This is a genomic window from Sphingomonas immobilis (genome assembly GCF_030580995.1).
GTDB classification, from domain to species: Bacteria; Pseudomonadota; Alphaproteobacteria; order Sphingomonadales; family Sphingomonadaceae; genus Sphingomonas; species Sphingomonas immobilis.
On the sequence record NZ_JAUQSZ010000001.1, the window covers coordinates 377,987 to 396,844 of the forward strand.

The window sequence follows — 18,858 nt, forward strand, 5'->3', positions numbered from 1 at the left end:
GGCTTACCGCCACTCCGGGTTGGTCTCCAGATCGGCCGGGTACATATTGACATATTGCGCCAGTCGCGGCCGCGCGGCGCGGTTCGGGCTGGCGCCGTGCGGCAGATCCTGCCGCCAGATGACGAGGTCGCCCGCGCCGGCGGGAATCGTCACGCCTTCCGCGCTGAGATCGACCGCGCGCGGATCGGCATCGCCCAGCCCCTTCAGCCACGCCTCGATGCGGTGGTGGAAGCCGGGCACGACCTGCGTTGCGCCCTGATCGGCGGCGGTGTCGGTCAGATAGAGGATGCCCTGCGTCGCGAAGGGGATGGGCAGGGCGAGGCTCACGTCCCAATGCAGCAACGGCCCCTGCCACGGCCGCCCTGGCGCGGGCGGCGCGCTGAAGCTCATCCGATCGACGATGCTCCACAGGTCGCTGCGGCCCCAGAGCTGCGCGAACGCCTTGTGAACGCGCGGGGAATAGCGTGCGATGTCGAGTGCGGGGTCGCAGAAATGCTGCACCATGATGCCGTTGTTGCGCTGACCGTGCCATGTCGCGGGATCGCCCGGATCGGCCCCCGCCACGCGCCACAGCAACTCGGCCGCCGCTGCGGCTTCCCCGCGCCCGATCGCGCCGCGCAGGATGACATAGCCGTGCGCCTCCCAATGCGCGATCTCGTCCGCGTCCAGCACCGGCGGCATCGCGTCGATCGCCGCCAGCCGTACGCGCGTCGCCTCCGGCACCGGATCGCCCGCCAGCCAGGCGTGATAGCGCGCGATCCGCTCCGCATCGGGCGGCCCGGCGGTCGCAGCGATCCACGCCGCGAACGTCGCGAAATCCGGCCAGTCGCGCAGATACGTCAGTACCTGTTCGAGCCCGAGCCCGCGCGCGTCGAGCAGGATGCGCTCCGCCATCGTCAGCGGGCCAGGCGGCGCGCGGCCGGTGCGGCGCGCCCAGAAATCCTCCAGACCCCGCACCTCGCTCATGTCAGCGGATCGGCAACCCGAACATCAACTGCCGCACGAAGCGCGCGGGCGGCGATCCGTGCGCCAGCACCGCGTCGTTATAGGTCTTGAGGTCGAACGTCGCGCCCTGCCGCTTCTTCGCTTCCTCACGCAGCGCCATATGCTCGGAATAGCCGGTGAAATAGCTCAGCAACTGCGTCGACCCCAGGCTCGCGCGCGTCCATTTGCCCGCTGCCTCGCGCTCCTGCTGGAAGGCGGTGTGCATCATCAGCTTCATCGCCTGCTCGCGCGTCATGCCCTCGGTATGGATGCCGATATCGAGCAGCGAATTGGTGATCGAGCGCAGCCGCATCTTCAGCACCGTCAGCTTGAACAGCGGATCGCCGTTCAGATAATCGGCATCGGCCATCATGCCCTCGGCATAGACCGCCCAGCCTTCGACGAACGGCCCCGACATCAGCACCGCGCGCAGCACCGATTTGTTGGCATTGGCGTGGAACAGCTGGAGGTAATGGCCCGGCATCGCTTCGTGGATGCTGAGGTCGTGAATCATGTAATTGTTGTATTCCGACAGGAACGAGGTCGCCTGCGCGTCGGTCCAGTCGTCGGGAATGGGGGAGATCGCGTAGAAATTCTGTAGCCCCTTCTCCAGCGGCCCCGGCGGATCGTCGTAAGCGACGGCGACGCCCTGCTGGAACTTGGGCATGGTGATGATCCGCACCGGCGCATCGGGCATCGTCACCAGCCCCTTGGCGCGCACGAACTCGGTCGCGCTGGCGAGCGTCTCCTTGGCCTTGTCCATCAGGCCGGAGCGTGGCGGGCGCTGCGTGTAGCTGAGGCCCAGCGCGGTCTCGATCGTCGCCTGCTGCATCTCCGGGCTCGGCGGCAGGATGGGCAGGGGAGAGGCACCCGGCCGCTGATCGAGCAGTTTGCGCGCAAGCTGGTACATCTGCGCGCGCACCTTCGTCACCTCGGCAGTCGCGCGCGCCTTGATCTCGGCGCGGGTCAGGCTGCCGACGAGCGCGAACTTCACCTTCTCGTCATAGAGTTTCGCGCCGAGCCGCAGCTCGCCCTTCGCCTGCGGCACGAGCGTCTTGTCGAGCCACGTCTGATGCTCGGCCACCGCCGCCTTCAACCCCGCCAGCGCCGCATCGAAGCGCGCCTTCGCGGGCCCGTCGAGCTCGGAGGCATGCGGCGCGAGCATCCCCTCGGCGATCTCGACGACCCCGCCGTTCTGCTTGGCGACGGTGGTGGCGTAGATCTCCGGCACCTTCGCGGGCACGATCGCCGCGCGCGCCTGCGCCAGGAATGCGGGCATCGCCTCCATCCGCGTGGTCGCCGCCGCCAATCGCTGCGGCCACGGCGCGAAATCGCGCGCGGCGAGGCTGTAGAGCGCGCCGCCCGCCGCATCGTTGTAGATCTGGATATCCCACGACCAGTTGCGCAGCACGTCGTTCTGCCAGATCTCGTACCGCAACTCGTTGTCGAGCAGCGCGGCATCGACCTGATCCTCACGCGACAGCTTCGCGCGGTCGATCCGGCCGAGCGCAGCCAGCATCGCCTTTACCTCGGCGACCTGCGCGGCACGGCCCTTGGCGGAGACGTCGGGCAGGCGATCGTCGCCGCGATGATCGCCGAGCGCGGTGGCGAAGGTCGGCGCGTAGGTGCTGATACCGTCGAGGTACCGCTGCGAGAGCGCGGCGAATTTCTCGTGCGCAGTGGATGGTTTAGCCACTTTCGCCAGAACGAACTTCGCGGATACGGGGCCGGGCACCAGGGCGGTGGCAAGCAGCAATATGGCTAGGCGGCGCATGGTTTTCCCCTCTCGGCCGGTTTTGCCGCCGACCCTATCGGAGCCGCCGCCGCTGGCAAGGGATGCTGCGCCGCAACCAAATGCGTGACAGATTTGTTATTTCCGCGCAGACTGCCTGCAGGAGGTGACGGCTTGGCCAGTTCGGTGCCCGCTCGACAGACCCCGCGCGGATCGGCGCCACGCATCGCCATCATCGATTTCGAAGCCTCCTGCCTGCCCGAATATGGCGAATCCTTCCCGATCGAGGTCGCGCTGGCGAAGCTCGACGGATCGACACGAAGCTGGCTGATCCGCATGGCGCCCGAATGGCAGGATTGGGACTGGTCCGACGAGGCCGAGGCGCTGCACGGCATCAGCCGCGACATGCTCGCCGAATATGGCCAGCCCGCCGAACAGGTGCTGCGCGAACTGGCGGCGGAGGCGGCGGGCGTCGACGTCTATGCCGATTGCGATCTCGACGCCTACTGGCTCGAAACGCTGGCGCAGGCGTGCCGTGCGCCGGTGCCGTTCGCGATCCGCTATCTCGGCGAATTGCTCGCGGCACAGAAAGTCTCGCGCGCGGATGTGGTCGCCGCGCTCGATCGCGCGAAACAATTGCTGCCCGAGGAACACGTCGCCCGCGACGACGCCAGCCGCCTTGCGCTGACGCTGCGTCTGCTGTCGCGCAAGAGCGCCTGATCGGGCCGACCCGGTCTGAAATAGCGCGCGTCCCGCGCTCGTGCTATGTCGTTTCGCTAGGGAAACGGCAAAACGCCGACTCGGGGAGGAACTGATGAGAGCAATCGCGTTCGCGGCCACTGCCGCCATCCTGATCGCGCCCGCGCTGTCCAACGCGCAACTCGATCGCGCCGCCGTGAAACAGAAGGCGTGGCTGTCCTCCAACTTCGCCACCGGGCTCGCATCCTGCTCGGAGCTGCGCGAAGGCGAGGGATTTTCGCTCTCGGGGACGGCGACGGTGGCCTTCGCCGATCGCGACAGCGACGATGACGGGTACGACTTCGCGGTGGCCGATACCGGTGGCGTCCCGACGATTGCCGCACACGCCATCAACACCAAGGGCACCGGCGCGACCAACGGCCGCAGCGCCGCGCAAGGCTGCGGCCTCGCCCCATCGCCGCGCGGGACGATCCCGGCCGGCCGCCTCGCTGCGGGCGCGGTCGCGGGAATCGCCGTCGCGAAGTGCAGTCTCTCGGGCGATCCCGACGCGCCCACCGCCAGCTTCACGGTGCCGCTCTCCAGTTTCGGCGGCGCGGCCAAGACCTATGTCGGCCACGTCACGCTCATCAAACGCGAGGCCTCGACGCCCGCGGTCTCCGAGTTCGTGACGAAGAAAAGCTACGACAAATACCAGGAGCTCGCGGCCGAACGCAGCGCATCCGGCGGCGACATCGCGATGAAGGTCGTTGCGTCCTGCGACACCAGCGGGCTGACCGCGAAGGCCGGCAAGCCCAGCGCCGCGAGCTACGATCTGGCGATTGGCAAGAAAGCCTGAACTTCGGGCTGTCGCGCACGCCGCGGATCGGGCAAGGGCGCGACGGACACGTCGCAGAATGAGCCTCCCATGACCTTCCAGCTCGACCGATTCGATCTCCACGCCTTCGTCGCCGCGACGCTGGCGGAGGATATGGGGGAGGCGGGGGACATCACCGCCGCCGCCGTCATCCCGGCGGATGCGCGCTTCACCGGCGTGATGGATAGCCGCGACGCGATCGTCGTGGCCGGGCTCCCCATCGCCGAGGCATTCTTCCGCGCGCTCGACCCGAAGGTGAAGATCGAGCGGTTGGTCGAGGACGGCCAGCGCGTCGCCGCCGGCACCGACGTGATGCGGATCGAGGGCGCGGCGCGCGCGATGCTCACCGCCGAACGCTCGGCGCTCAACACCGTGCAGCACCTCTCCGGCATCGCGACGATGACGCGCGGCTATGTCGACAAGATCCGCGGCACCGGCGCGACGCTGCTCGACACGCGGAAAACCATTCCCGGCCTGCGCGTGCTGGAGAAGTACGCCACGCGCATGGGCGGCGCGACCAATCACCGCATGGGCCTGTGGGATGCGGCGATGATCAAGGACAATCACATCGCCGTCGCGGGCGACATCGGCGAGGCGGTGCGGCGCGCGAAGGCTGCGGGCATCGCGTCGATCATCGTCGAGGTCGATTCGGTCGATCAGATCGAACCCGCGCTGGCGGCGGGGGCGACGCACCTGCTGCTCGACAACATGACCCCGCCGACGCTGCGCGGTGCCGTCACGCTCGTCGGCGGGCGCGTGCCGACCGAGGCGTCGGGCGGCGTGCGGCTCGACACCATCCGCGCCATTGCGGAGACGGGCGTCACCTATGTCAGCGTCGGGCGGCTCACCCAGTCTGCCCCGGCGGCGGATATCGGGCTCGACTTCAAGGCGGCCGACTGACTAAGCTGCGGAATATTCTCGGGAGGGTATCATGGAACGTCCGGTTTCGATCGTCTGGTTCGAACGCTGCTATCTCGGTGCGCTGGTGCTGGGCGTGCTCAACACTGCGCTCTCCTGGAACACGTTGATGGCGCAGATGGCGGCGCAGCCCAATGCCGACAAGTTCGGCGCCGGTTTCGGCGCGACGGTCATGATCATCTCGCTGGCGATCGGCGTCGGTATTTCGCTGCTGCTGTGGTTCCTCGCCGCACGCAAGCACAGCGTCGTCGCCAAGTGGATCATCACTGTGTTCTTCGTGCTCGGCGTGCTCGGCCTGCTGTTTCAGATCATCGGCAAGACCTTCCCGAGCGGGATCGCGGGCGTGGTCACGGTCGTGGCGTGGGTGCTGAACCTCATCGCCGTCTATCAACTCTTCAAGCCCGATACCGAAGTGTGGTTCGGCGAGAAGAAGCCCGATCAGGGCGGCCACGTCCTGTGAGAATGCTGCGCTCTGCGACCGCAGCATTTCTGGCGCTCACCGCCGCCGGGACGGCGCACGCGCAGGCGCTGCAATGCGTGATTCCGAACAGCGTGCCGCGCCCGCACCCCGATCTCCCCTCGGCGAGCGAGCCCGCGCGCAACCTGCCGATCGGCAGCTACACGCTCGCGCTCACCTGGGCGCCCGAATATTGCGTGGCGCACAAGCGCGACAAGGCGGCGAGCATGGAATGCGGGGGCGGCAACCGCTTCGGGTTCACGCTGCACGGCCTGTGGCCTGACGGGATGGGCGCGGAATGGCCGCAATATTGCGCGGCGACGCCGATCCTGCCGGCGGCACTCATCAAGCAGCACCTTTGTTCGACGCCCTCGGCGCAGTTGATCCAGCACGAGTGGTCGAAGCACGGCACCTGTATGCAGACCACGCCCGCCGCCTATTTCGCGAAATCGACCGGCCTCTACGCGAAGCTGCGCTATCCCGACATGGACGCGCTCTCGCGCCGGCCGCTCAACGCCGGGCAATTCGCGGCCGCTTTTGCGCGCGCCAATCCGGGGCTACCCGCCGAGGCGATCCGCGTGACGGTCAACAAGCGCGGCTGGCTCGACGAACTCTGGCTCTGCCTCGACAAGAGCTTCGCCTATGAACGCTGCAAGCCCAATTCCGGCGGGGCCGCAGCCAACGCGACGCTCAAGATCTGGCGCGGGCGGCGCTAGAAAGAAGGGGATTTCGCACAAAGCCACGAAGAAGGGATATCGCGCGCGAAGCGCGCGGATTCTGGCTCCAAGACGCCGCCGTCTCGATCAGCCAACCCTTTGCGTCTTTGTGCCTTCGTGCGAGAAAAATGTCTTCTTCTCAGCGCCCGTTCTCGACCACCGCCGTCGCGGGATAATGCTTGTCGAGGTGGCGCTTGATGATCTTCAAATTGCGCGTGTTGGAGCGGAACATCGCATCCGGGATCGCGCCGATCCACGGGATCGCGCCGAGCAGAAAGTCGATGCCGACATTGCCGAACATCCGCGCCATCTGCGTCTTGGACATGCCGAGGTTGCGCGCTTCCCACACCATGTACGCGCCCATCGCCGCGCCGATCACGTCGCCACCGACCGGCACGAGATCGAGGATCACGTCGAGACCGATCTTGTAATTGATGCCGGGGATCTTGAACAAACCCTCCAGCACATGCTCGAGCGCCTCGATCCGCTTGCGCACGGCGGCGGCATCACGACCGGCGTAACCGGCGGCGAAATCGTGAAGCGGCGTTGGCTTCATGCGGGTGGCTTGCTGGGTCATGTCACCTCAATTGGTGTCGGCGCGTAGCCTATTCAACGGGTGCCACGCGCGCGAGTTCCCCGTCCACGCCTTCAGCCGCAGCGACACCAGCGACCAGCGCAGCGGCCGCGCGACCGGAATGAAGGCGACATCGGCCGCCATCGCCGCATCCGCCTCGGCCAGATGGCGCGACCGTTCGGACAGGGTAGGGGCGTCGCGTGCCGCCTCGATCGCGGTCTGCGCCGCCGTGCCGCACGGCTGGCACGCGGTGCCGAGATACCAGCGCGCGCTGTCATAGGGCGCGACCGCGTCGACCAGCCGCAAGTCGGCATCGGCGCCGATCGGCACGCGGACGGGCGTGATGCCGATCCGCAGCAGCGCGGCACCGACATGGCCGTAGAGGATCGTGGCGCCCGGCCCGGCGGGTAGGGCGATGCGCAGGGTGAGCGGCCCCGGATTAGCGGATTTCCAGGCGGTCACCTGCGCCGCGCCGTCGATCGCGGTTGCATCGCCCGCCCAGCCCGGCGTCGCCGGCGCGGCGGTCGAATCGAGCTGCTCGGGCAGGATCGTCGTCGTCGCGGCCCAGCCCGGCGCGAAGGCCGCGACGATCGCATCGCGGTCGATCGCTTGCGCCACGGCCGTGCGGTTCGCGGCATCGGCGAGGAAGCCGGTACGGTCGGCAACGGCAAAGCCGAACAGCCCCGCCGCCGGATCGAGCCGCACGTTCGCCGGCGCCAGGTCCGCCAGCGCGACCAGCGGCCAGTCGGCGAAGGTGCCGCCCGTCACGAGGTGCGACTTGCGATCCTTGAAGCGCAGCACCGCCTTCGACGCCCGCTCGCCGATCAGCAGCACGGTCGCCTCTGGCGGCGGCTCGGCGGCATCCTCGTCATCGGATTTGGTCGGATCGAACACCGGGCGCAGCGTCGCGAAGCGGTCGTGCGTCGAGACGTTGCGGAACGGCCCGCTGCCGCCCGGCGGCCGCACGCGGAAGATCGCCAGTTCGGGCTGCGCGAACAGCTTGAGCAGATCGGGGCGCGGGCGCGAAAGGCGGACCTCGATCACCTCGGGCGTCATCTCGACGATCTCCTCGATCGCGGAGAGGAAGGGCTTCAGATCGTTGCGCGATCCGCGGCCGAGCTGGCGGCGCAGGATCGTCACGACCTCGCCCGCCGTCACCGGCTTGCCGTCGCTCCACTCGGCATCGCGCAGGCGGAAGATGTAGCTCATGCCGCCGTCGATCACCGTCCAGCGCTCGGCCACGCCGGGCTCGATCTGGCCCGATGCGTCGAAGCGCACGAGGCCCTGCGCGGTCGCGTCGAGCATCAGCCGGTCGGGCGTGTCGAGCCGCCCGGCCGACGGGTCCGCCGCATGTGCGGAGCCGCCGATGGCGCTGACGATCACCGGACCCGCATCGGACCGGGAATTGCACCCCGCAAGGACTAGCAGCAGGCAGAGAGGGAGCGCGCGGGCGAGCATCGCGGGCACCTTGCCACCGCTCGGCCTCCGGCGCCACCGCGCTTCAGGCCAGCGTCAGGTAGATCTCCGCCTCGATCACCCATCCGCCGGCGGTCTCGCGCCACTTCGCGCTATAGTCGCCGCTCGCGATCATCGCGCCGGTCGCGGCCCAGCGGCCATGTTCGAGCGCGACCGGTTCGACAGGCGACGCGACGATCCGCTCGGGCGTGCGGACGTAGAGCGTGCGCGGGGCGGCGGCGAACTCGCGCTTCCACGCCAGCAATTGCGCCTTGCGGCCCGCCAGCACCGCGCTGTCGCTGCCCGTCACCAGCACCGCGTCGGGCGCGAGGATCGGGCCGATCGCCTGCAAATCGCCCTCCACCAGCGCGCGGTTGAACGCGGCGCGGCGCAGGCGGATGGCGAGATTGGCGGCGGCGGTCATGCCCGCGACGCTAAGCCGCGGACCTGCCGTATCGTCAAGGCTGGTGCGGACGGCGGGACTCGAACCCGCACACCCAATGGGCGAGGGATTTTAAGTCCCGATTTCTGCCTTTGTTTTCAGCAGATCGTCCGACAGTTTCTTGGTTTGTTGCCCTACTGCATATCAATGCCTTGGCTGGTTTGTTGGAATGCGAGACGTCGAAATATTCTAAGAAATCGCTTGCGTAATACGCACTGAGTGCGTATAAAAAACTCACCGGGCCGGATGGTCCGGTCCGGAGAACCGGGAGACGAAGATGACAATCTTCGACTGGTTCATCCTCAAGCTGAAGTCGATCAAAGTGAAGTTCCACCTCTCACTGAAGATCGAGATAAAGCTCGGATGAACTAAGGGAGAGGGGGTCCAAACCCCTCTCCCGACCCGGGGCTCCTACGGGAGGTCGCAATGGAATTCACCGGCCAGATGTTGAGGGATCGACGCAAGGCGCTTGGCTATAGCCAGGCGGCCCTTGCGTCTGCGATCGGACTGAGCCGGGATTTTATCGGTCAGATGGAGCGCGGCGTTGCCGAAATCGCGCCGCGTACCGCCGCTGCCGTTCGGGCGCTCAAGCCGCCCGGCTCCGCGCCAGAATTACGCACCACTGACCCTATGGAGCGCCTGATAGAGGCCGCTCTGATTGATGCAGGGATAAGATACGAGACCGATCAAGGCGGAGGCACGTCTCACCGGCTCGACTTCCACTTGCCGGATTATGACGTAGCCATCGAGGTAAAGCGGATGCACAGCGATCGCACGGGTGCCCAGATGGCGCGGGCCCCGAACGTGATTGTTGCGCAAGGTGAGGTCGCTGTTCGTTTCCTCGCCGCCGCGATCCGGAGCGGGGATTTCCTGCAGCTCCGCGTGATCAACGAATGATCGAAGCCGACATCGATCCGCACGGCTGGACTGAAGCCGAGTATCAGCAGCTCCGGCGCCTGGTGCGCGCGAGAAAGCCGATGTCGGTCATCACGACCGCTATGCGGCGGCCGGCCGAGACGATCCGCAAGGCAGCGGGGAGGGTGGGCATCGGCCTCACCAACGGCGGGAAGCCTCCGGCACACCCGGCTGCCCCGAAGCAGGCACGAGAGAAGCTGCAGACTCTCGCCAACGCGAAGGGCAACAGCCTCGCCGAACTCTCCCGCATGATCCGCCGGCGGCCGGGATATCTGGCGACGTTCGTGCGGGAGGGGGAGCCCGAGCTGCTCGAGCGGAAAGACCGGGACATGCTCGCCGTCTACTTCCAGATCGACGCTGGCGATCTAGGCGACGTGCGTTGAGGCCGCATCTCCCGCTCGCGCTGATCGCGTCGATGCTGCTGCCGCTGCCGTTCGTCATCACTTGGCTGGCAGTGTGGTCCGTGCTGACGCCGCGGCGCTAATCTCGGCCAGCAGCCTCGATCGTCACCCAGCCGCGATGCTTGCACCGGCTGCAGTACAGCCGCTCCTTGAATTCGCCGATGGTCCGACAACGCGGCAGCTTGGCATACAGATCGGATGTCAGCCAGATCACCGACCGCCCGCACGGTTCGAAGCACGAAGCCGGGCTGCACCTGATCCTGACGTGTGTGGCGTATCTTACCGCTTCGTCTAGCGGGAGATCGCTGCTGTTTCGGGCTGGAGAGCGCGGGTTCGGCATGGCCGAGCAGATGAGAACGAAAATGGAACGCGGCGCAACCGATTCCAGGCTATCGCGTCACATCTTGTGCGGCTAGCACGCGGCCTTATGCTCTAGCCGCCGGGAGCAGCAGGATTTTCGTCAGTATGATGTATGCGCTCCTAGGCTTCCTGATTCTTTTTGCTGGGTTGTGTGGTGCGATGCTCTGGCATCAAATCGCATCGCAGGGTCAGGGTTTAGATCAGGGCTATCGAAAGCGGCGCGGCTGGCGGCGCTGGTTTCGACGAGGTCGCCATTAGTCGGTGAGATCCGCACGGTCGGTGCCAATGCAATAGGTTTCCGTGTTTCCAGTATTTTGGGAGCGTCATCATGCCTAAAACGATGATCGAACGGGTCGCACGCGAGATCTGCAAGCTCGAATGGCGAGACCCGGATGAAGTTTGCATCGGCGAAGGCCACGCTAGCGGGCAGACGTGGCTCGGCTGGCAAGTATATGTTGCGGAATCGCGCGCCATTATCGAGGCGATGCGCGAACCGACTGAAGGGATGAGATCCGCATGGCTTGGGAGCGGCCGGGAAAGCGTGACAGCGGCCCGTGATTGGAATGCTATGATCGACGCTGCGCTTGCAGAGAAGCCTGGGTTCGACCCGACCCGCTGATCCCGGCAGGAACTATTCTACCTTCGAGGCGCTGCGGTGCGACAGGGGTCGACGGATGCTTTTTCTCTGCCAGTTCGCGGTACATCGCTGGATTACCAAGGAAACCGCGCGCGCAGGCACTACCGTCTCTCGATGCCAACGCTGCGGCGCTCTCAAGGTACGCCACACTCGCAAGAAAAGCCGTTGCAAACCAAGTAGAAAGCATGGAACTGTCACCGGGAGAAACGGTTAATCGGTCGTAGGAGAGAGCAAATGGCAAAGCCACCTATCGCAGTGTCGCCAATCGCGACCGCTCTCAATTCATATGTACCTCGCACTCGTCGCCATCCGCTTGGTGCTCACGGCATCTTACTAGCGGCTCCGGCGTCGCTGGTGCTTTGGGCGATCCTAATTTTTTCGGCGACCAAGATCTTTTAAGCGCGCGCAGGTGAGTTTATCGATACACTGAGGCCGAAAAGTCAGAAGGCCATATCGATGCATGATTCTACGCTTCGCGGCGGGCGCCTCCACGGAAACGCGCAAGAGCGCCCAGCAAAAAGTCTCTGGGTATGGCTCTCTGGATTTTGGCAGCGGCAGCGCACAAGTGACGCGGTCATGGCGGCAGCAGGTCTCTGCCAGATGTGCGGCGAAGATCCCGTCCTCGAAGGCGAGCCCTTTTGCCTGTCATGTGATGGAAATCAGCGCGCCGCGCCATAATGCTGCGACGCGCTGATTTACTCAACGCAAGTTAGCGACGCTCGCCAGGCGCTGGTACGCAGCCTTCTTCGGATGCGGATATGTGACGAAATAGTCCGGGTCGCCCGTCGCGGTCGCACCGACTACCTCCATCAGCTTCGCGAATTCGAACGTCCCGGAGATGCCGAACGGACACGTTCGCAAGAAAGCATTGAAGCTGGTGCGATACCCTTCAGGCGTCGCCGCGAGGTTGCACGGCATCAGCGTGGTCGCGTAAATTTTTTTGATGCCGAGCCCCCGGAGGCGATCGCAAAGCTGGCCGACCCAAGGCTGCATTTGCGCGAAGGTGCGGCCATTCAGCTGGATGTCATTGATGCCTGGTCCGATGACCGCAAAATCGGGAACGGTCGTTGCCAGGTCCAGAAACGACCAGCGCGGGTCCGTCAGCGGCAATGTCGCCCACTGCTCCAACGTCGAAGTGCCGATACTGGCGTTCACCATCGCGATGCCCTCGCGCATCGCCACCTGTCCGGGCGTCGTCTCGTGAACGAAGTTGCCCATGCCCTCCTTGGGATTCGAGTAGCCTTCACCGAGGCTGTCGGTAATCCACAGACCGATCTTCGTGTCGAGCCCGACCGGAACGGCAAGCTCGTATTCGATACGCATCTCGCCATAGATGTTGTTCACGCCCGCCGCGCCCGGATTTGCGGCGAATTCGGCACCGGCCGCAGGGGTGAACCAGATCGCGCCGCCACCGCCATCACCGCTGGCGGAGGATCGACCGACCAGCTGCGTCCCGACGGCAAAGCTCTGTTTCCATGACAACGCCTTAGGCTGGCCGGCGACAAACTGCAGCGCCGGATCGGTGACCCAAGGCGTGATGGTCTCGTTGCCTGCCGCGTCTCCGACGAAGCCGGGGATAGCCGACACTCCCGCCGCCGCCATGACGCCGGCCCATAGCCCGGCAGCCGGATAGACCGGATCGCCGACATAGATATCCGACCACGTCACAGGTCCGGGGACCGGCGTCTTGGTGTTGTCGAGCGTTGCCACGTTCGACACGCGCAGCCGCCAGCGCGTCGTCGCCACCGGGAGCGCAATGAGCGTGCGCTGCATGATACTGGCGAGGGTGTTTCCGGTGAAATAGCCGCTATTGCTCTGCTTCGCGCCGAATGGAAGCGTGACGCGCTTGGTCGTGGCGAGGGCCGCAATGTCATCCCGTGAAAGTACGCGCATCAGTTTGCTCCCATAAGCTGCTGCCCGTCGATCGGGCTGATGAGGAAATCGCCGTTGTCCCGTGTGACGATGGCGTTTAGCGCCGCGACCGGCGTGATCGGAATGCGCGCAGCGAGCCCAGCCGCTTCAGCGAGCTGCGCGACGGCAAGCGGCACGGTAACGTGCGTGATGCGCTGGCCGCTTGCTCCATGAGCGAGTGCGGTCTCGACCGGGTATGCAGAGCTGACCGCCGGCCCGGCGTAGAGCGAGGCATCCGCCTGGTCAGCCGGGGCGGCCGCGCCCGAACGAACCATCGCGCCCGCGACAGCATCGTCAACATTCAGGCGCAACGGGTCACGTGCAGGGAAGCGCGGATCCCAGAGCAGAATCTTCTTCATTTCGTTCTCCGGTCTCGAAGGTGTCTATTTGGCTCCGCACTGGCCGGGCGCGGTCGGGTTCTTCAGTTCTCGCGCCCATGCGCAGATTCGCGCGACGCGGTCGTGATGCATGCGACCCCAGATCAGCACCTCGGTCCACCAGGCGCGCTCGGCATCGGCTCCCGCCTGTCCGGGCTGCAGCGCCGCCTCGGGATAGGCGGGTTCCGGGTCGACCGTCAGATCAGCGGCAGCCGGGAATGCGAGATGGGTCTCGACCCTGTTGCCGCAGGATGACGCACCCAGCACGACGGCGAGCGTCGTCAGGATCAGTGGCGTTCTCAATCGCATCGTGAAGCTCCTGTTTCTGTTGTTCGGTGCGCACGGCATCGTCGACACGCGCCGCCGAGGCATTGCCATCGGCGCGGCCGACGTCGTCCCGGACCTTGATCTCGCGCTGCTGTTGCTTGGCGACCTCGCCAGATTTTCCCGCCTGCTTGCCTTGGCAGAAGGCGACCATCAGCACCGCGACGAGCAGGGCGCCCCCGGCAAGCGCGGGCCACCATTTCCCGAGGAATTCTTTCAGCACGAAGCCCTCAAACATCCTTCTTCCCCTCTTCGATGGGCGGACTGGCCTCGACCTGCTTGCGCACCAGCTCCTTGTTGGCGTCCGCGAGCTCGCCGCCCTGTTTCGTGGCGCTGAATGCCCAGGAGAGGGCGCCGTTGATCCAGCCGGTGCCGACGATCAGGACGGCAATGTTCTTGAAGAACTCGTCACGGCGAAGCTCCGGCACCAGCCAGATCAGCAGCAGGACGATCACGGTAAGCAGGAAGCTCGCGATCACGATCCAGCCGCGGCTATCCGGCCAGCCCGGCCCGCGCAGACCGGCGCGGCGCTCGCGCGCGGCGAGAGCTTTCAGATATCGCTCGGCGCAGCGCTCGCCCTTGCGGTCGAGATATTCGAAGAAACCGAGGCTCATCGCGCTGCGAAGGCCTTGGCCATGTCGTCGCGCAAATCGACGCGGCGCGCGCGCGCGAACGACGGCTTGTAGCTGGGTTTGTTGACCGGGCAGATCGTGACATGCCCGTCGCTCTTCCAGACGCGACCGAAGAACAGCGCCGCCTCATCCTTTCGACGCGACTTCAGATCGCCACCGTTGAGATAGTGCGTTTCGAGGAAGCGCCGCGCCTGGACCATCGCGCCTTCCTTCACGAGATCGACCCAGTCGGTCGAGCCGATGCGGCCGGTGTTGTAATGGAAGGAGAGGGCCGCTGCGAATTCCGCTTCGCTCAACCGATACGCACCAAAGGCGTCGATCACCTCCGGCCCGTATTTGGTGCGCATGAGCCAAACGCTGACCTCCAGCGCGCGCTCGATCGTCGAGGGATTGTCCTTATAGCGCAGCACCTTGTGCCCAGACGCATCGGTGACGCCGAGGGCCCAGGTGCCGACGTTCTCGCTGTCGAGATACCATTCGAGCACCAGCGCTTCCTTATCGGCAAGCTCCAGCGCTGCGCGCGGCGTGAGCAGCGCGTTGATGTCGTTCATCGCTTCTTCCTGTTCAGGCGTTCAGTTGCTTCAGCAGCGCCATCAGTTCGGGCGAGGCCGCGCCCCGCTCCGCCGCGAGGGTCGAGAGCTTGCCGACCACTTCGCGGATGATCTCTTCTTCGTGCGCGCGCTCGTTGATCGCTGCGAGATGGCCGCAGACTTCGATCAGCGTCGCATGCAGGCCGGTCAGAGCAGTGGTGATGTCATCCATTTGGCGATTGCCGACGAAACTCGCCGCGACGACGGTCGCCGATCCTGCTGCCGGCTCCTCTTTCTTGGACTTCCGCCCCGCCCAGATGGCGGTGCCCGCCGTTCCTACGAACGCAGCGACACCGATGATTTGCTGAAGCCAGACCGGCGCTTCGTCACTCGCTGCCATGTGCCCGGCTCCCGCGCGTGGAATTTGCAGCGTCGCGGGAGGCGAAGCTTAGATTGAGAGCGTCGAGAGCAAACAGGCCGAGGTATGCCGCGATCGCTGGCGAACGCCATTCGATCGAAAGCGCTCCCATCATCAGCATGATCCAGACCATCATCCCGAAGCCAGCACCGATCTGGCGGAACATCGGCGTGCGCCACCACGCCCCGTTGATGAACAGCACGACCAGCCGCAGCAGGCCGATCATGAAGGCTCCCCACCCCCAGACGCTCTGCGGCGCGGCGTGTGACAGCGGCGCATAGAACGGGCGATCAAACAGCCCGACCGACTGCAGGACCGTGAAACCCCAGAAGCACAGGATGAACGATACCACCCACTCGCTCGCGCGCTCGCGGAAGGTCTGGCGGAAGCGGACGATCAGCATCGCGACCTCACGAATTCACCGCCCGCCGCCAGTACAAGTCGCCCAGATCGCGCTGCCCGATAGTGGTCGGGTGCGTGAAGTCGGCAAGCTTGCCGACAGGAATTGCGCTAGCGCCGCCGAACACGTCGAGCCACGCCCGGCCCGACGTCAGGCCAGAGAGGTCGCTGCGCAGATCCGCAAGAGTCCAGCTCTGCGAGTTGGCGATCTCAACGCCGTTCGCGCCACGCAGGATCGGCAACGGCATGACCTGTGCGGCCGCTGAATTAGCGGAGCGGATCGCATCCACCATGCCGGTCGCATTGGTGAGGACCGACGCGCGGGTCGGGACTGACGGCAGCGCGTAGTCGTTAGACCCGAGGGCGGGCATGACGACGGTCGGCGCGAATGCGGCGATGAAGGCGGCATGCTCGGCCCGCTTCGGCGCGGTGTCCCAATCATCCTCGATCGTCTTGCTGCCCCAGCTACGATACGCGGTGACAAGGCCGTCGATGCCGTCGACCGTCCATGTCGACGGGCTACTCGCTGGAGATGCCCCGGTCTGCGCTGCCAGGCTGCGTTCGATCCGCCCGTTGAACAGCACCCAATCGCCAAGCGCGTAGGCGGTGCCGGCATTGTACGCGCCCTTGTAGCCCTGCGCGCTGGTCAACGATTTGATGTGCAAGCCGTTCTGACCGATGCCGATCCAGCCCTGTAGCGCCTGATACCGCCCGTAGGCGCCCCCGATACTGTCGGCCAGCACGACGATCCGGCGCGTGTAACTCGTCGGGTTGGGCGGCGCGGCAAACGTGATCGCCGCGTTCGCGCGGACCTCGGTAATCCAGACGCCGAAGGGCGTCCCTTGCCCTGCGGAATACCGACCTGCGGCGTGCTGATACGGTGTCACCAGTTCGAAGCTCTTGACACCTTGCGGCAGCGTGAAGCGCAGCCGGCCGACGCCTGCGTTCGCTGTTCCCGCCGGCCATACACGACCGGAATGCAGGACGCCGACACGGTTGTTTGCGTTCGTCGTCGAGACATAGCCTATCTCGACTTCGGTCGCCGCGCTGGAGCATTTGAGCCGGCTGTTCGCGCCAACCGGGAAATAGGCGGGCGTCGCACCACTTGCCGCGACCAGCGCCATCGGCAGCGTCGATGCGCCTGCAGGCCGCCCCTGATGCCAGAACAGCGAGGCGTCGACGATCGGATAGGCGAAATCGAGCGCCATCAGAAATCCCCCTCGGTCAGCGGAACGCCGACGCGCACCGCCTTGCGGAACTTGCGCGCCTCGGTCGCGATGATCGTGTGCTTCCACGGGTCGAACGGCTTGTTGCCGATCAGCACGAGCCCGAGCGCGCACGGCCCCGGCCGGATCAGGATGTTGCCCGATGGCATTGCATCGACGGCCGGGGCTGCCGGTTGAACGCCGATCATGTCACCGTCGTAGGTGAGATAGCCGCTGCCGTCCGACAGGCTCGACCCGCAGAACAGCCCCACGGTATGATTGGTGTAGGCGATGCCGCTGCTCGTCCCGTACGGCGTGCGCGACTGGCCCTGCGTGCGCGAGCCGCCTACGATGCCCCGGTCGTAAATCGCGAACGTCGCGAACTCCGGGGTCAAGCCCCAAGTATCGCCGACCACTTGGCCCGACCCGGTAACATCGTTGAGCACGTCGGCCGCCAACATGCAGCCATAAGGCGACATGATCTCCGCCGGAATGCCCGTGTCCAGCGTCACCGTTCCCGTCAGACCGTCGCCCTCGGCCGCAGCGCTGGTAAACGACGAAGGGGCGACGAGTTCACCGTAGCCGTAGCGGTCGAGCGCAGGCACAAAGCGCGCCGCGAGCGTGGTGCCGAGAAACGGAAAAGCGGCCGCAAGATCTTCGTCGATGCGCTCCGCGACCATGACCGCCCAGAACGCCGCCCATGCATTGAGCGACGCCGCGTTGACCGCGCCGCCGCGCGACGCGAGCACCTTGCGATACAGGCCGGGGTCGCCCGTCAGCGCTTCGGTCGCCACCGTCGCCTGCCCGCGACCGACGAGGCGTTTGGGGTTGCCCTCGACGCTCTGTCGCAGCACGAGAGGTACACGGCTGCGCTGCACCTTGCGCGCCATTGCATCGCTCGTTGCGTTGGCGACGATGACCGCTTCGAAATCGTTACCCGCTGCCGTGGTGCTGGTCTGAAAAAGGAGGGTGGCGGTGTTCGCCGGGATGGTCGCCGAGGCCGCCCGATAGCCGTTGGCATCGGCGGCGGCCGCCGTGATGGTGCTGATGGTTCCGCCGCCCGAGTTTTGGAACACGATGGCGGGCGGGGTGGAACCATACCCCAATGGCTGACGGGTGGCCCAGATGACCGTATTGCCGATGGCGAAGTCATCTGTGGCATTCATAGCCCAGTTAAGCGGGGCGTTCGTTGTGGACTTCCACGTCCCGTCTGCGTTCTGCGTCGGAGGGTTGGCGTTGCTGCTATAATTGGTGTCGCGCGTGTTGCCGTATCGACTGCGGCCGAAGCCGGTGACTACGGCCGCAGCTTGCAGGGCGGACGCTGCGGCGTTTCCGGCTTGGGTCGTGGCGGCAGCCACCTGGGCCTCCGCATCTCCGACAGCACCCTCGGCCGCAGCGGCAGCATCCTCCGCGCGCTCCACGAGCGGGCCGAGGAGGTCCGCGCCCTCGATCTCGAAAATCACCTGCTGATCGGCCAGATATTCGAACGTCGCCGTCATGCCTGCGTCACTCCCGGAATGATCGTGAGGCTGCCCTCGAACCAGCGAGCCTTCGCCGCGCCGCTTCCGATCAGCATGTCCCAGACGAGCGGCACGTCCGCACCAGGCTGGACGCCGTTGCCCGGATAGGGAAGCAGGCCTTCGATAGTCGTTTCGTTGACCCTGATCTGGATCGTGGTCGTCGGCACGCCGCCGCTTGTCGCTACCGAAGCGGAGATGCCCTCTGCATTGGCAGCGGCCGCCACCAGATTGAGCAGCGGCGACCCCGGTGCGTCGCGAAAGAGCCTGACCTGCATCAGAAAGGGGCCGGCCGACAGATCAATACCACGAACGGCGATCGTATCGACGAAGGGCACCCAGCGATTGACGCGCCAGTTCACGCGCCCGGGCGTGGTCGGTCCTGCCATTGTAACTCCAGTG

Annotated in this window: 25 protein-coding genes; 9 read left to right on the forward strand and 16 right to left on the reverse strand. The window is 65.9% G+C overall.

Going from position 1 to position 18,858, the window contains the following annotated elements; all coding sequences use genetic code 11:
* Nucleotides 1-3 precede the first annotated feature (3 nt).
* Nucleotides 4-966, reverse strand: coding sequence for a phytanoyl-CoA dioxygenase family protein (locus Q5H94_RS01790; protein WP_304559438.1), 963 nt, complete (start codon nt 964-966; stop codon nt 4-6).
* Nucleotide 967: 1 nt separating this feature from the next.
* Entirely contained in the window at nt 968-2,758 is a 1,791-nt protein-coding gene (locus Q5H94_RS01795; RefSeq protein WP_304559440.1) for a DUF885 domain-containing protein, read from the reverse strand.
* Between the two features lie 132 nt (nt 2,759-2,890).
* On the opposite strand from Q5H94_RS01795, the gene Q5H94_RS01800 reads away from it, so the two are divergent.
* The 5 genes from Q5H94_RS01800 (at nt 2,891) to Q5H94_RS01820 (ending at nt 6,359) form a co-directional block, all read left to right on the forward strand.
* Nucleotides 2,891-3,436: a 3'-5' exonuclease family protein gene (locus Q5H94_RS01800; protein ID WP_304559442.1), complete on the forward strand. Its 546-nt coding sequence runs from the start codon at nt 2,891-2,893 to the stop codon at nt 3,434-3,436.
* A gap of 94 nt (nt 3,437-3,530) precedes the next feature.
* Nucleotides 3,531-4,250, forward strand: coding sequence for a hypothetical protein (locus tag Q5H94_RS01805; protein ID WP_304559444.1), 720 nt, complete (start codon nt 3,531-3,533; stop codon nt 4,248-4,250).
* A gap of 69 nt (nt 4,251-4,319) precedes the next feature.
* Complete coding sequence (gene nadC / locus Q5H94_RS01810; protein ID WP_304559445.1) at nt 4,320-5,168, forward strand: carboxylating nicotinate-nucleotide diphosphorylase; 849 nt, start codon at nt 4,320-4,322, stop codon at nt 5,166-5,168.
* A gap of 31 nt (nt 5,169-5,199) precedes the next feature.
* Complete coding sequence (locus Q5H94_RS01815) at nt 5,200-5,646, forward strand: hypothetical protein (protein WP_304559446.1); 447 nt, start codon at nt 5,200-5,202, stop codon at nt 5,644-5,646.
* Between the two features lie 2 nt (nt 5,647-5,648).
* Nucleotides 5,649-6,359, forward strand: a complete 711-nt coding sequence (locus Q5H94_RS01820) for a ribonuclease T2 family protein (protein ID WP_304559448.1) — start codon at nt 5,649-5,651, stop codon at nt 6,357-6,359.
* A gap of 139 nt (nt 6,360-6,498) precedes the next feature.
* On the opposite strand, the gene Q5H94_RS01825 is transcribed toward Q5H94_RS01820, so the two are convergent.
* The 3 genes from Q5H94_RS01825 to Q5H94_RS01835 form a co-directional block, all read right to left on the reverse strand.
* The gene (locus tag Q5H94_RS01825; RefSeq protein WP_304559746.1) at nt 6,499-6,915 is read right to left on the reverse strand and encodes a DUF4112 domain-containing protein; all 417 of its coding nucleotides are present in this window, start codon (nt 6,913-6,915) and stop codon (nt 6,499-6,501) included.
* A gap of 27 nt (nt 6,916-6,942) precedes the next feature.
* Nucleotides 6,943-8,316 carry an ABC transporter substrate-binding protein gene (locus Q5H94_RS01830; RefSeq protein WP_304559449.1) on the reverse strand — a complete coding sequence of 458 codons (1,374 nt, stop codon included), beginning with the start codon at nt 8,314-8,316 and terminating at the stop codon, nt 6,943-6,945.
* A 118-nt stretch (nt 8,317-8,434) separates the two neighbouring features.
* Nucleotides 8,435-8,812, reverse strand: a complete 378-nt coding sequence (locus Q5H94_RS01835) for a nuclear transport factor 2 family protein (protein WP_304559450.1) — start codon at nt 8,810-8,812, stop codon at nt 8,435-8,437.
* A 444-nt stretch (nt 8,813-9,256) separates the two neighbouring features.
* Here Q5H94_RS01835 and Q5H94_RS01840 point away from each other — a divergent pair, with 444 nt between their 5' ends.
* The 4 genes from Q5H94_RS01840 to Q5H94_RS01855 all read left to right on the forward strand — a co-directional run bounded on the left by Q5H94_RS01840 (nt 9,257) and on the right by Q5H94_RS01855 (nt 11,837).
* Nucleotides 9,257-9,727, forward strand: a complete 471-nt coding sequence (locus Q5H94_RS01840) for a helix-turn-helix domain-containing protein (protein WP_304559451.1) — start codon at nt 9,257-9,259, stop codon at nt 9,725-9,727.
* On the forward strand, nt 9,724-10,128 hold the full coding sequence (locus tag Q5H94_RS01845; protein WP_304559452.1) for a hypothetical protein: 405 nt from the start codon (nt 9,724-9,726) through the stop codon (nt 10,126-10,128). The genes Q5H94_RS01840 and Q5H94_RS01845 overlap by 4 nt, the downstream gene beginning before the upstream one ends.
* Nucleotides 10,129-10,834: 706 nt before the next feature.
* Complete coding sequence (locus Q5H94_RS01850; RefSeq protein WP_304559454.1) at nt 10,835-11,125, forward strand: hypothetical protein; 291 nt, start codon at nt 10,835-10,837, stop codon at nt 11,123-11,125.
* Between the two features lie 478 nt (nt 11,126-11,603).
* Nucleotides 11,604-11,837, forward strand: coding sequence for a hypothetical protein (locus Q5H94_RS01855; protein ID WP_304559455.1), 234 nt, complete (start codon nt 11,604-11,606; stop codon nt 11,835-11,837).
* A gap of 5 nt (nt 11,838-11,842) precedes the next feature.
* Here the strand turns inward: Q5H94_RS01855 and Q5H94_RS01860 are convergent, their stop codons facing one another.
* Genes Q5H94_RS01860 through Q5H94_RS01910 form a run of 11 tightly spaced genes read right to left on the reverse strand, consistent with a single transcriptional unit; the run spans nt 11,843 to nt 18,845 of the window.
* Complete coding sequence (locus Q5H94_RS01860; RefSeq protein ID WP_304559456.1) at nt 11,843-13,036, reverse strand: SGNH/GDSL hydrolase family protein; 1,194 nt, start codon at nt 13,034-13,036, stop codon at nt 11,843-11,845.
* Nucleotides 13,036-13,413 carry a hypothetical protein gene (locus Q5H94_RS01865; RefSeq protein WP_304559458.1) on the reverse strand — a complete coding sequence of 126 codons (378 nt, stop codon included), beginning with the start codon at nt 13,411-13,413 and terminating at the stop codon, nt 13,036-13,038. The genes Q5H94_RS01860 and Q5H94_RS01865 overlap by 1 nt, the downstream gene beginning before the upstream one ends.
* A 24-nt stretch (nt 13,414-13,437) precedes the next feature.
* A complete protein-coding gene (locus Q5H94_RS01870; RefSeq protein ID WP_304559459.1) occupies nt 13,438-13,740 on the reverse strand; it encodes a hypothetical protein in 303 nt (100 codons plus the stop codon).
* A complete protein-coding gene (locus Q5H94_RS01875; protein WP_304559460.1) occupies nt 13,634-13,993 on the reverse strand; it encodes a hypothetical protein in 360 nt (119 codons plus the stop codon). Before Q5H94_RS01875 ends, Q5H94_RS01870 begins: the two co-directional genes overlap by 107 nt.
* The gene (locus Q5H94_RS01880; protein ID WP_304559461.1) at nt 13,986-14,369 is read right to left on the reverse strand and encodes a hypothetical protein; all 384 of its coding nucleotides are present in this window, start codon (nt 14,367-14,369) and stop codon (nt 13,986-13,988) included. Before Q5H94_RS01880 ends, Q5H94_RS01875 begins: the two co-directional genes overlap by 8 nt.
* Nucleotides 14,366-14,938: a glycoside hydrolase family protein gene (locus tag Q5H94_RS01885; RefSeq protein WP_304559462.1), complete on the reverse strand. Its 573-nt coding sequence runs from the start codon at nt 14,936-14,938 to the stop codon at nt 14,366-14,368. Before Q5H94_RS01885 ends, Q5H94_RS01880 begins: the two co-directional genes overlap by 4 nt.
* A gap of 13 nt (nt 14,939-14,951) precedes the next feature.
* Entirely contained in the window at nt 14,952-15,317 is a 366-nt protein-coding gene (locus tag Q5H94_RS01890) for a hypothetical protein (protein ID WP_304559464.1), read from the reverse strand.
* Nucleotides 15,304-15,738 carry a hypothetical protein gene (locus Q5H94_RS01895; RefSeq protein ID WP_304559465.1) on the reverse strand — a complete coding sequence of 145 codons (435 nt, stop codon included), beginning with the start codon at nt 15,736-15,738 and terminating at the stop codon, nt 15,304-15,306. Before Q5H94_RS01895 ends, Q5H94_RS01890 begins: the two co-directional genes overlap by 14 nt.
* A 7-nt stretch (nt 15,739-15,745) precedes the next feature.
* Nucleotides 15,746-16,942, reverse strand: coding sequence for a hypothetical protein (locus tag Q5H94_RS01900; protein ID WP_304559466.1), 1,197 nt, complete (start codon nt 16,940-16,942; stop codon nt 15,746-15,748).
* Nucleotides 16,942-18,438 carry a hypothetical protein gene (locus Q5H94_RS01905; RefSeq protein ID WP_304559467.1) on the reverse strand — a complete coding sequence of 499 codons (1,497 nt, stop codon included), beginning with the start codon at nt 18,436-18,438 and terminating at the stop codon, nt 16,942-16,944. Before Q5H94_RS01905 ends, Q5H94_RS01900 begins: the two co-directional genes overlap by 1 nt.
* Nucleotides 18,435-18,845, reverse strand: a complete 411-nt coding sequence (locus tag Q5H94_RS01910) for a hypothetical protein (RefSeq protein WP_304559468.1) — start codon at nt 18,843-18,845, stop codon at nt 18,435-18,437. Before Q5H94_RS01910 ends, Q5H94_RS01905 begins: the two co-directional genes overlap by 4 nt.
* Nucleotides 18,846-18,858 lie beyond the last annotated feature (13 nt).

Coding starts and splice junctions, on each gene's coding strand:
- Q5H94_RS01870 (WP_304559459.1), bottom strand. CDS start 13,740: ATGCGATTGAGAACGCCACTGATCCTGACGACGCTCGCCGTCGTGCTG.
- Q5H94_RS01845 (WP_304559452.1), top strand. CDS start 9,724: ATGATCGAAGCCGACATCGATCCGCACGGCTGGACTGAAGCCGAGTAT.
- Q5H94_RS01875 (WP_304559460.1), bottom strand. CDS start 13,993: ATGTTTGAGGGCTTCGTGCTGAAAGAATTCCTCGGGAAATGGTGGCCC.
- Q5H94_RS01850 (WP_304559454.1), top strand. CDS start 10,835: ATGCCTAAAACGATGATCGAACGGGTCGCACGCGAGATCTGCAAGCTC.
- Q5H94_RS01865 (WP_304559458.1), bottom strand. CDS start 13,413: ATGAAGAAGATTCTGCTCTGGGATCCGCGCTTCCCTGCACGTGACCCG.
- Q5H94_RS01895 (WP_304559465.1), bottom strand. CDS start 15,738: ATGCTGATCGTCCGCTTCCGCCAGACCTTCCGCGAGCGCGCGAGCGAG.
- Q5H94_RS01860 (WP_304559456.1), bottom strand. CDS start 13,036: ATGCGCGTACTTTCACGGGATGACATTGCGGCCCTCGCCACGACCAAG.
- Q5H94_RS01905 (WP_304559467.1), bottom strand. CDS start 18,438: ATGACGGCGACGTTCGAATATCTGGCCGATCAGCAGGTGATTTTCGAG.
- Q5H94_RS01805 (WP_304559444.1), top strand. CDS start 3,531: ATGAGAGCAATCGCGTTCGCGGCCACTGCCGCCATCCTGATCGCGCCC.
- Q5H94_RS01795 (WP_304559440.1), bottom strand. CDS start 2,758: ATGCGCCGCCTAGCCATATTGCTGCTTGCCACCGCCCTGGTGCCCGGC.
- Q5H94_RS01880 (WP_304559461.1), bottom strand. CDS start 14,369: ATGAGCCTCGGTTTCTTCGAATATCTCGACCGCAAGGGCGAGCGCTGC.
- Q5H94_RS01900 (WP_304559466.1), bottom strand. CDS start 16,942: ATGGCGCTCGATTTCGCCTATCCGATCGTCGACGCCTCGCTGTTCTGG.
- Q5H94_RS01890 (WP_304559464.1), bottom strand. CDS start 15,317: ATGGCAGCGAGTGACGAAGCGCCGGTCTGGCTTCAGCAAATCATCGGT.
- Q5H94_RS01910 (WP_304559468.1), bottom strand. CDS start 18,845: ATGGCAGGACCGACCACGCCCGGGCGCGTGAACTGGCGCGTCAATCGC.
- Q5H94_RS01855 (WP_304559455.1), top strand. CDS start 11,604: ATGATTCTACGCTTCGCGGCGGGCGCCTCCACGGAAACGCGCAAGAGC.
- Q5H94_RS01840 (WP_304559451.1), top strand. CDS start 9,257: ATGGAATTCACCGGCCAGATGTTGAGGGATCGACGCAAGGCGCTTGGC.
- Q5H94_RS01825 (WP_304559746.1), bottom strand. CDS start 6,915: ATGAAGCCAACGCCGCTTCACGATTTCGCCGCCGGTTACGCCGGTCGT.
- Q5H94_RS01815 (WP_304559446.1), top strand. CDS start 5,200: ATGGAACGTCCGGTTTCGATCGTCTGGTTCGAACGCTGCTATCTCGGT.
- Q5H94_RS01835 (WP_304559450.1), bottom strand. CDS start 8,812: ATGACCGCCGCCGCCAATCTCGCCATCCGCCTGCGCCGCGCCGCGTTC.
- Q5H94_RS01790 (WP_304559438.1), bottom strand. CDS start 966: ATGAGCGAGGTGCGGGGTCTGGAGGATTTCTGGGCGCGCCGCACCGGC.
- Q5H94_RS01885 (WP_304559462.1), bottom strand. CDS start 14,938: ATGAACGACATCAACGCGCTGCTCACGCCGCGCGCAGCGCTGGAGCTT.
- nadC (WP_304559445.1), top strand. CDS start 4,320: ATGACCTTCCAGCTCGACCGATTCGATCTCCACGCCTTCGTCGCCGCG.
- Q5H94_RS01820 (WP_304559448.1), top strand. CDS start 5,649: ATGCTGCGCTCTGCGACCGCAGCATTTCTGGCGCTCACCGCCGCCGGG.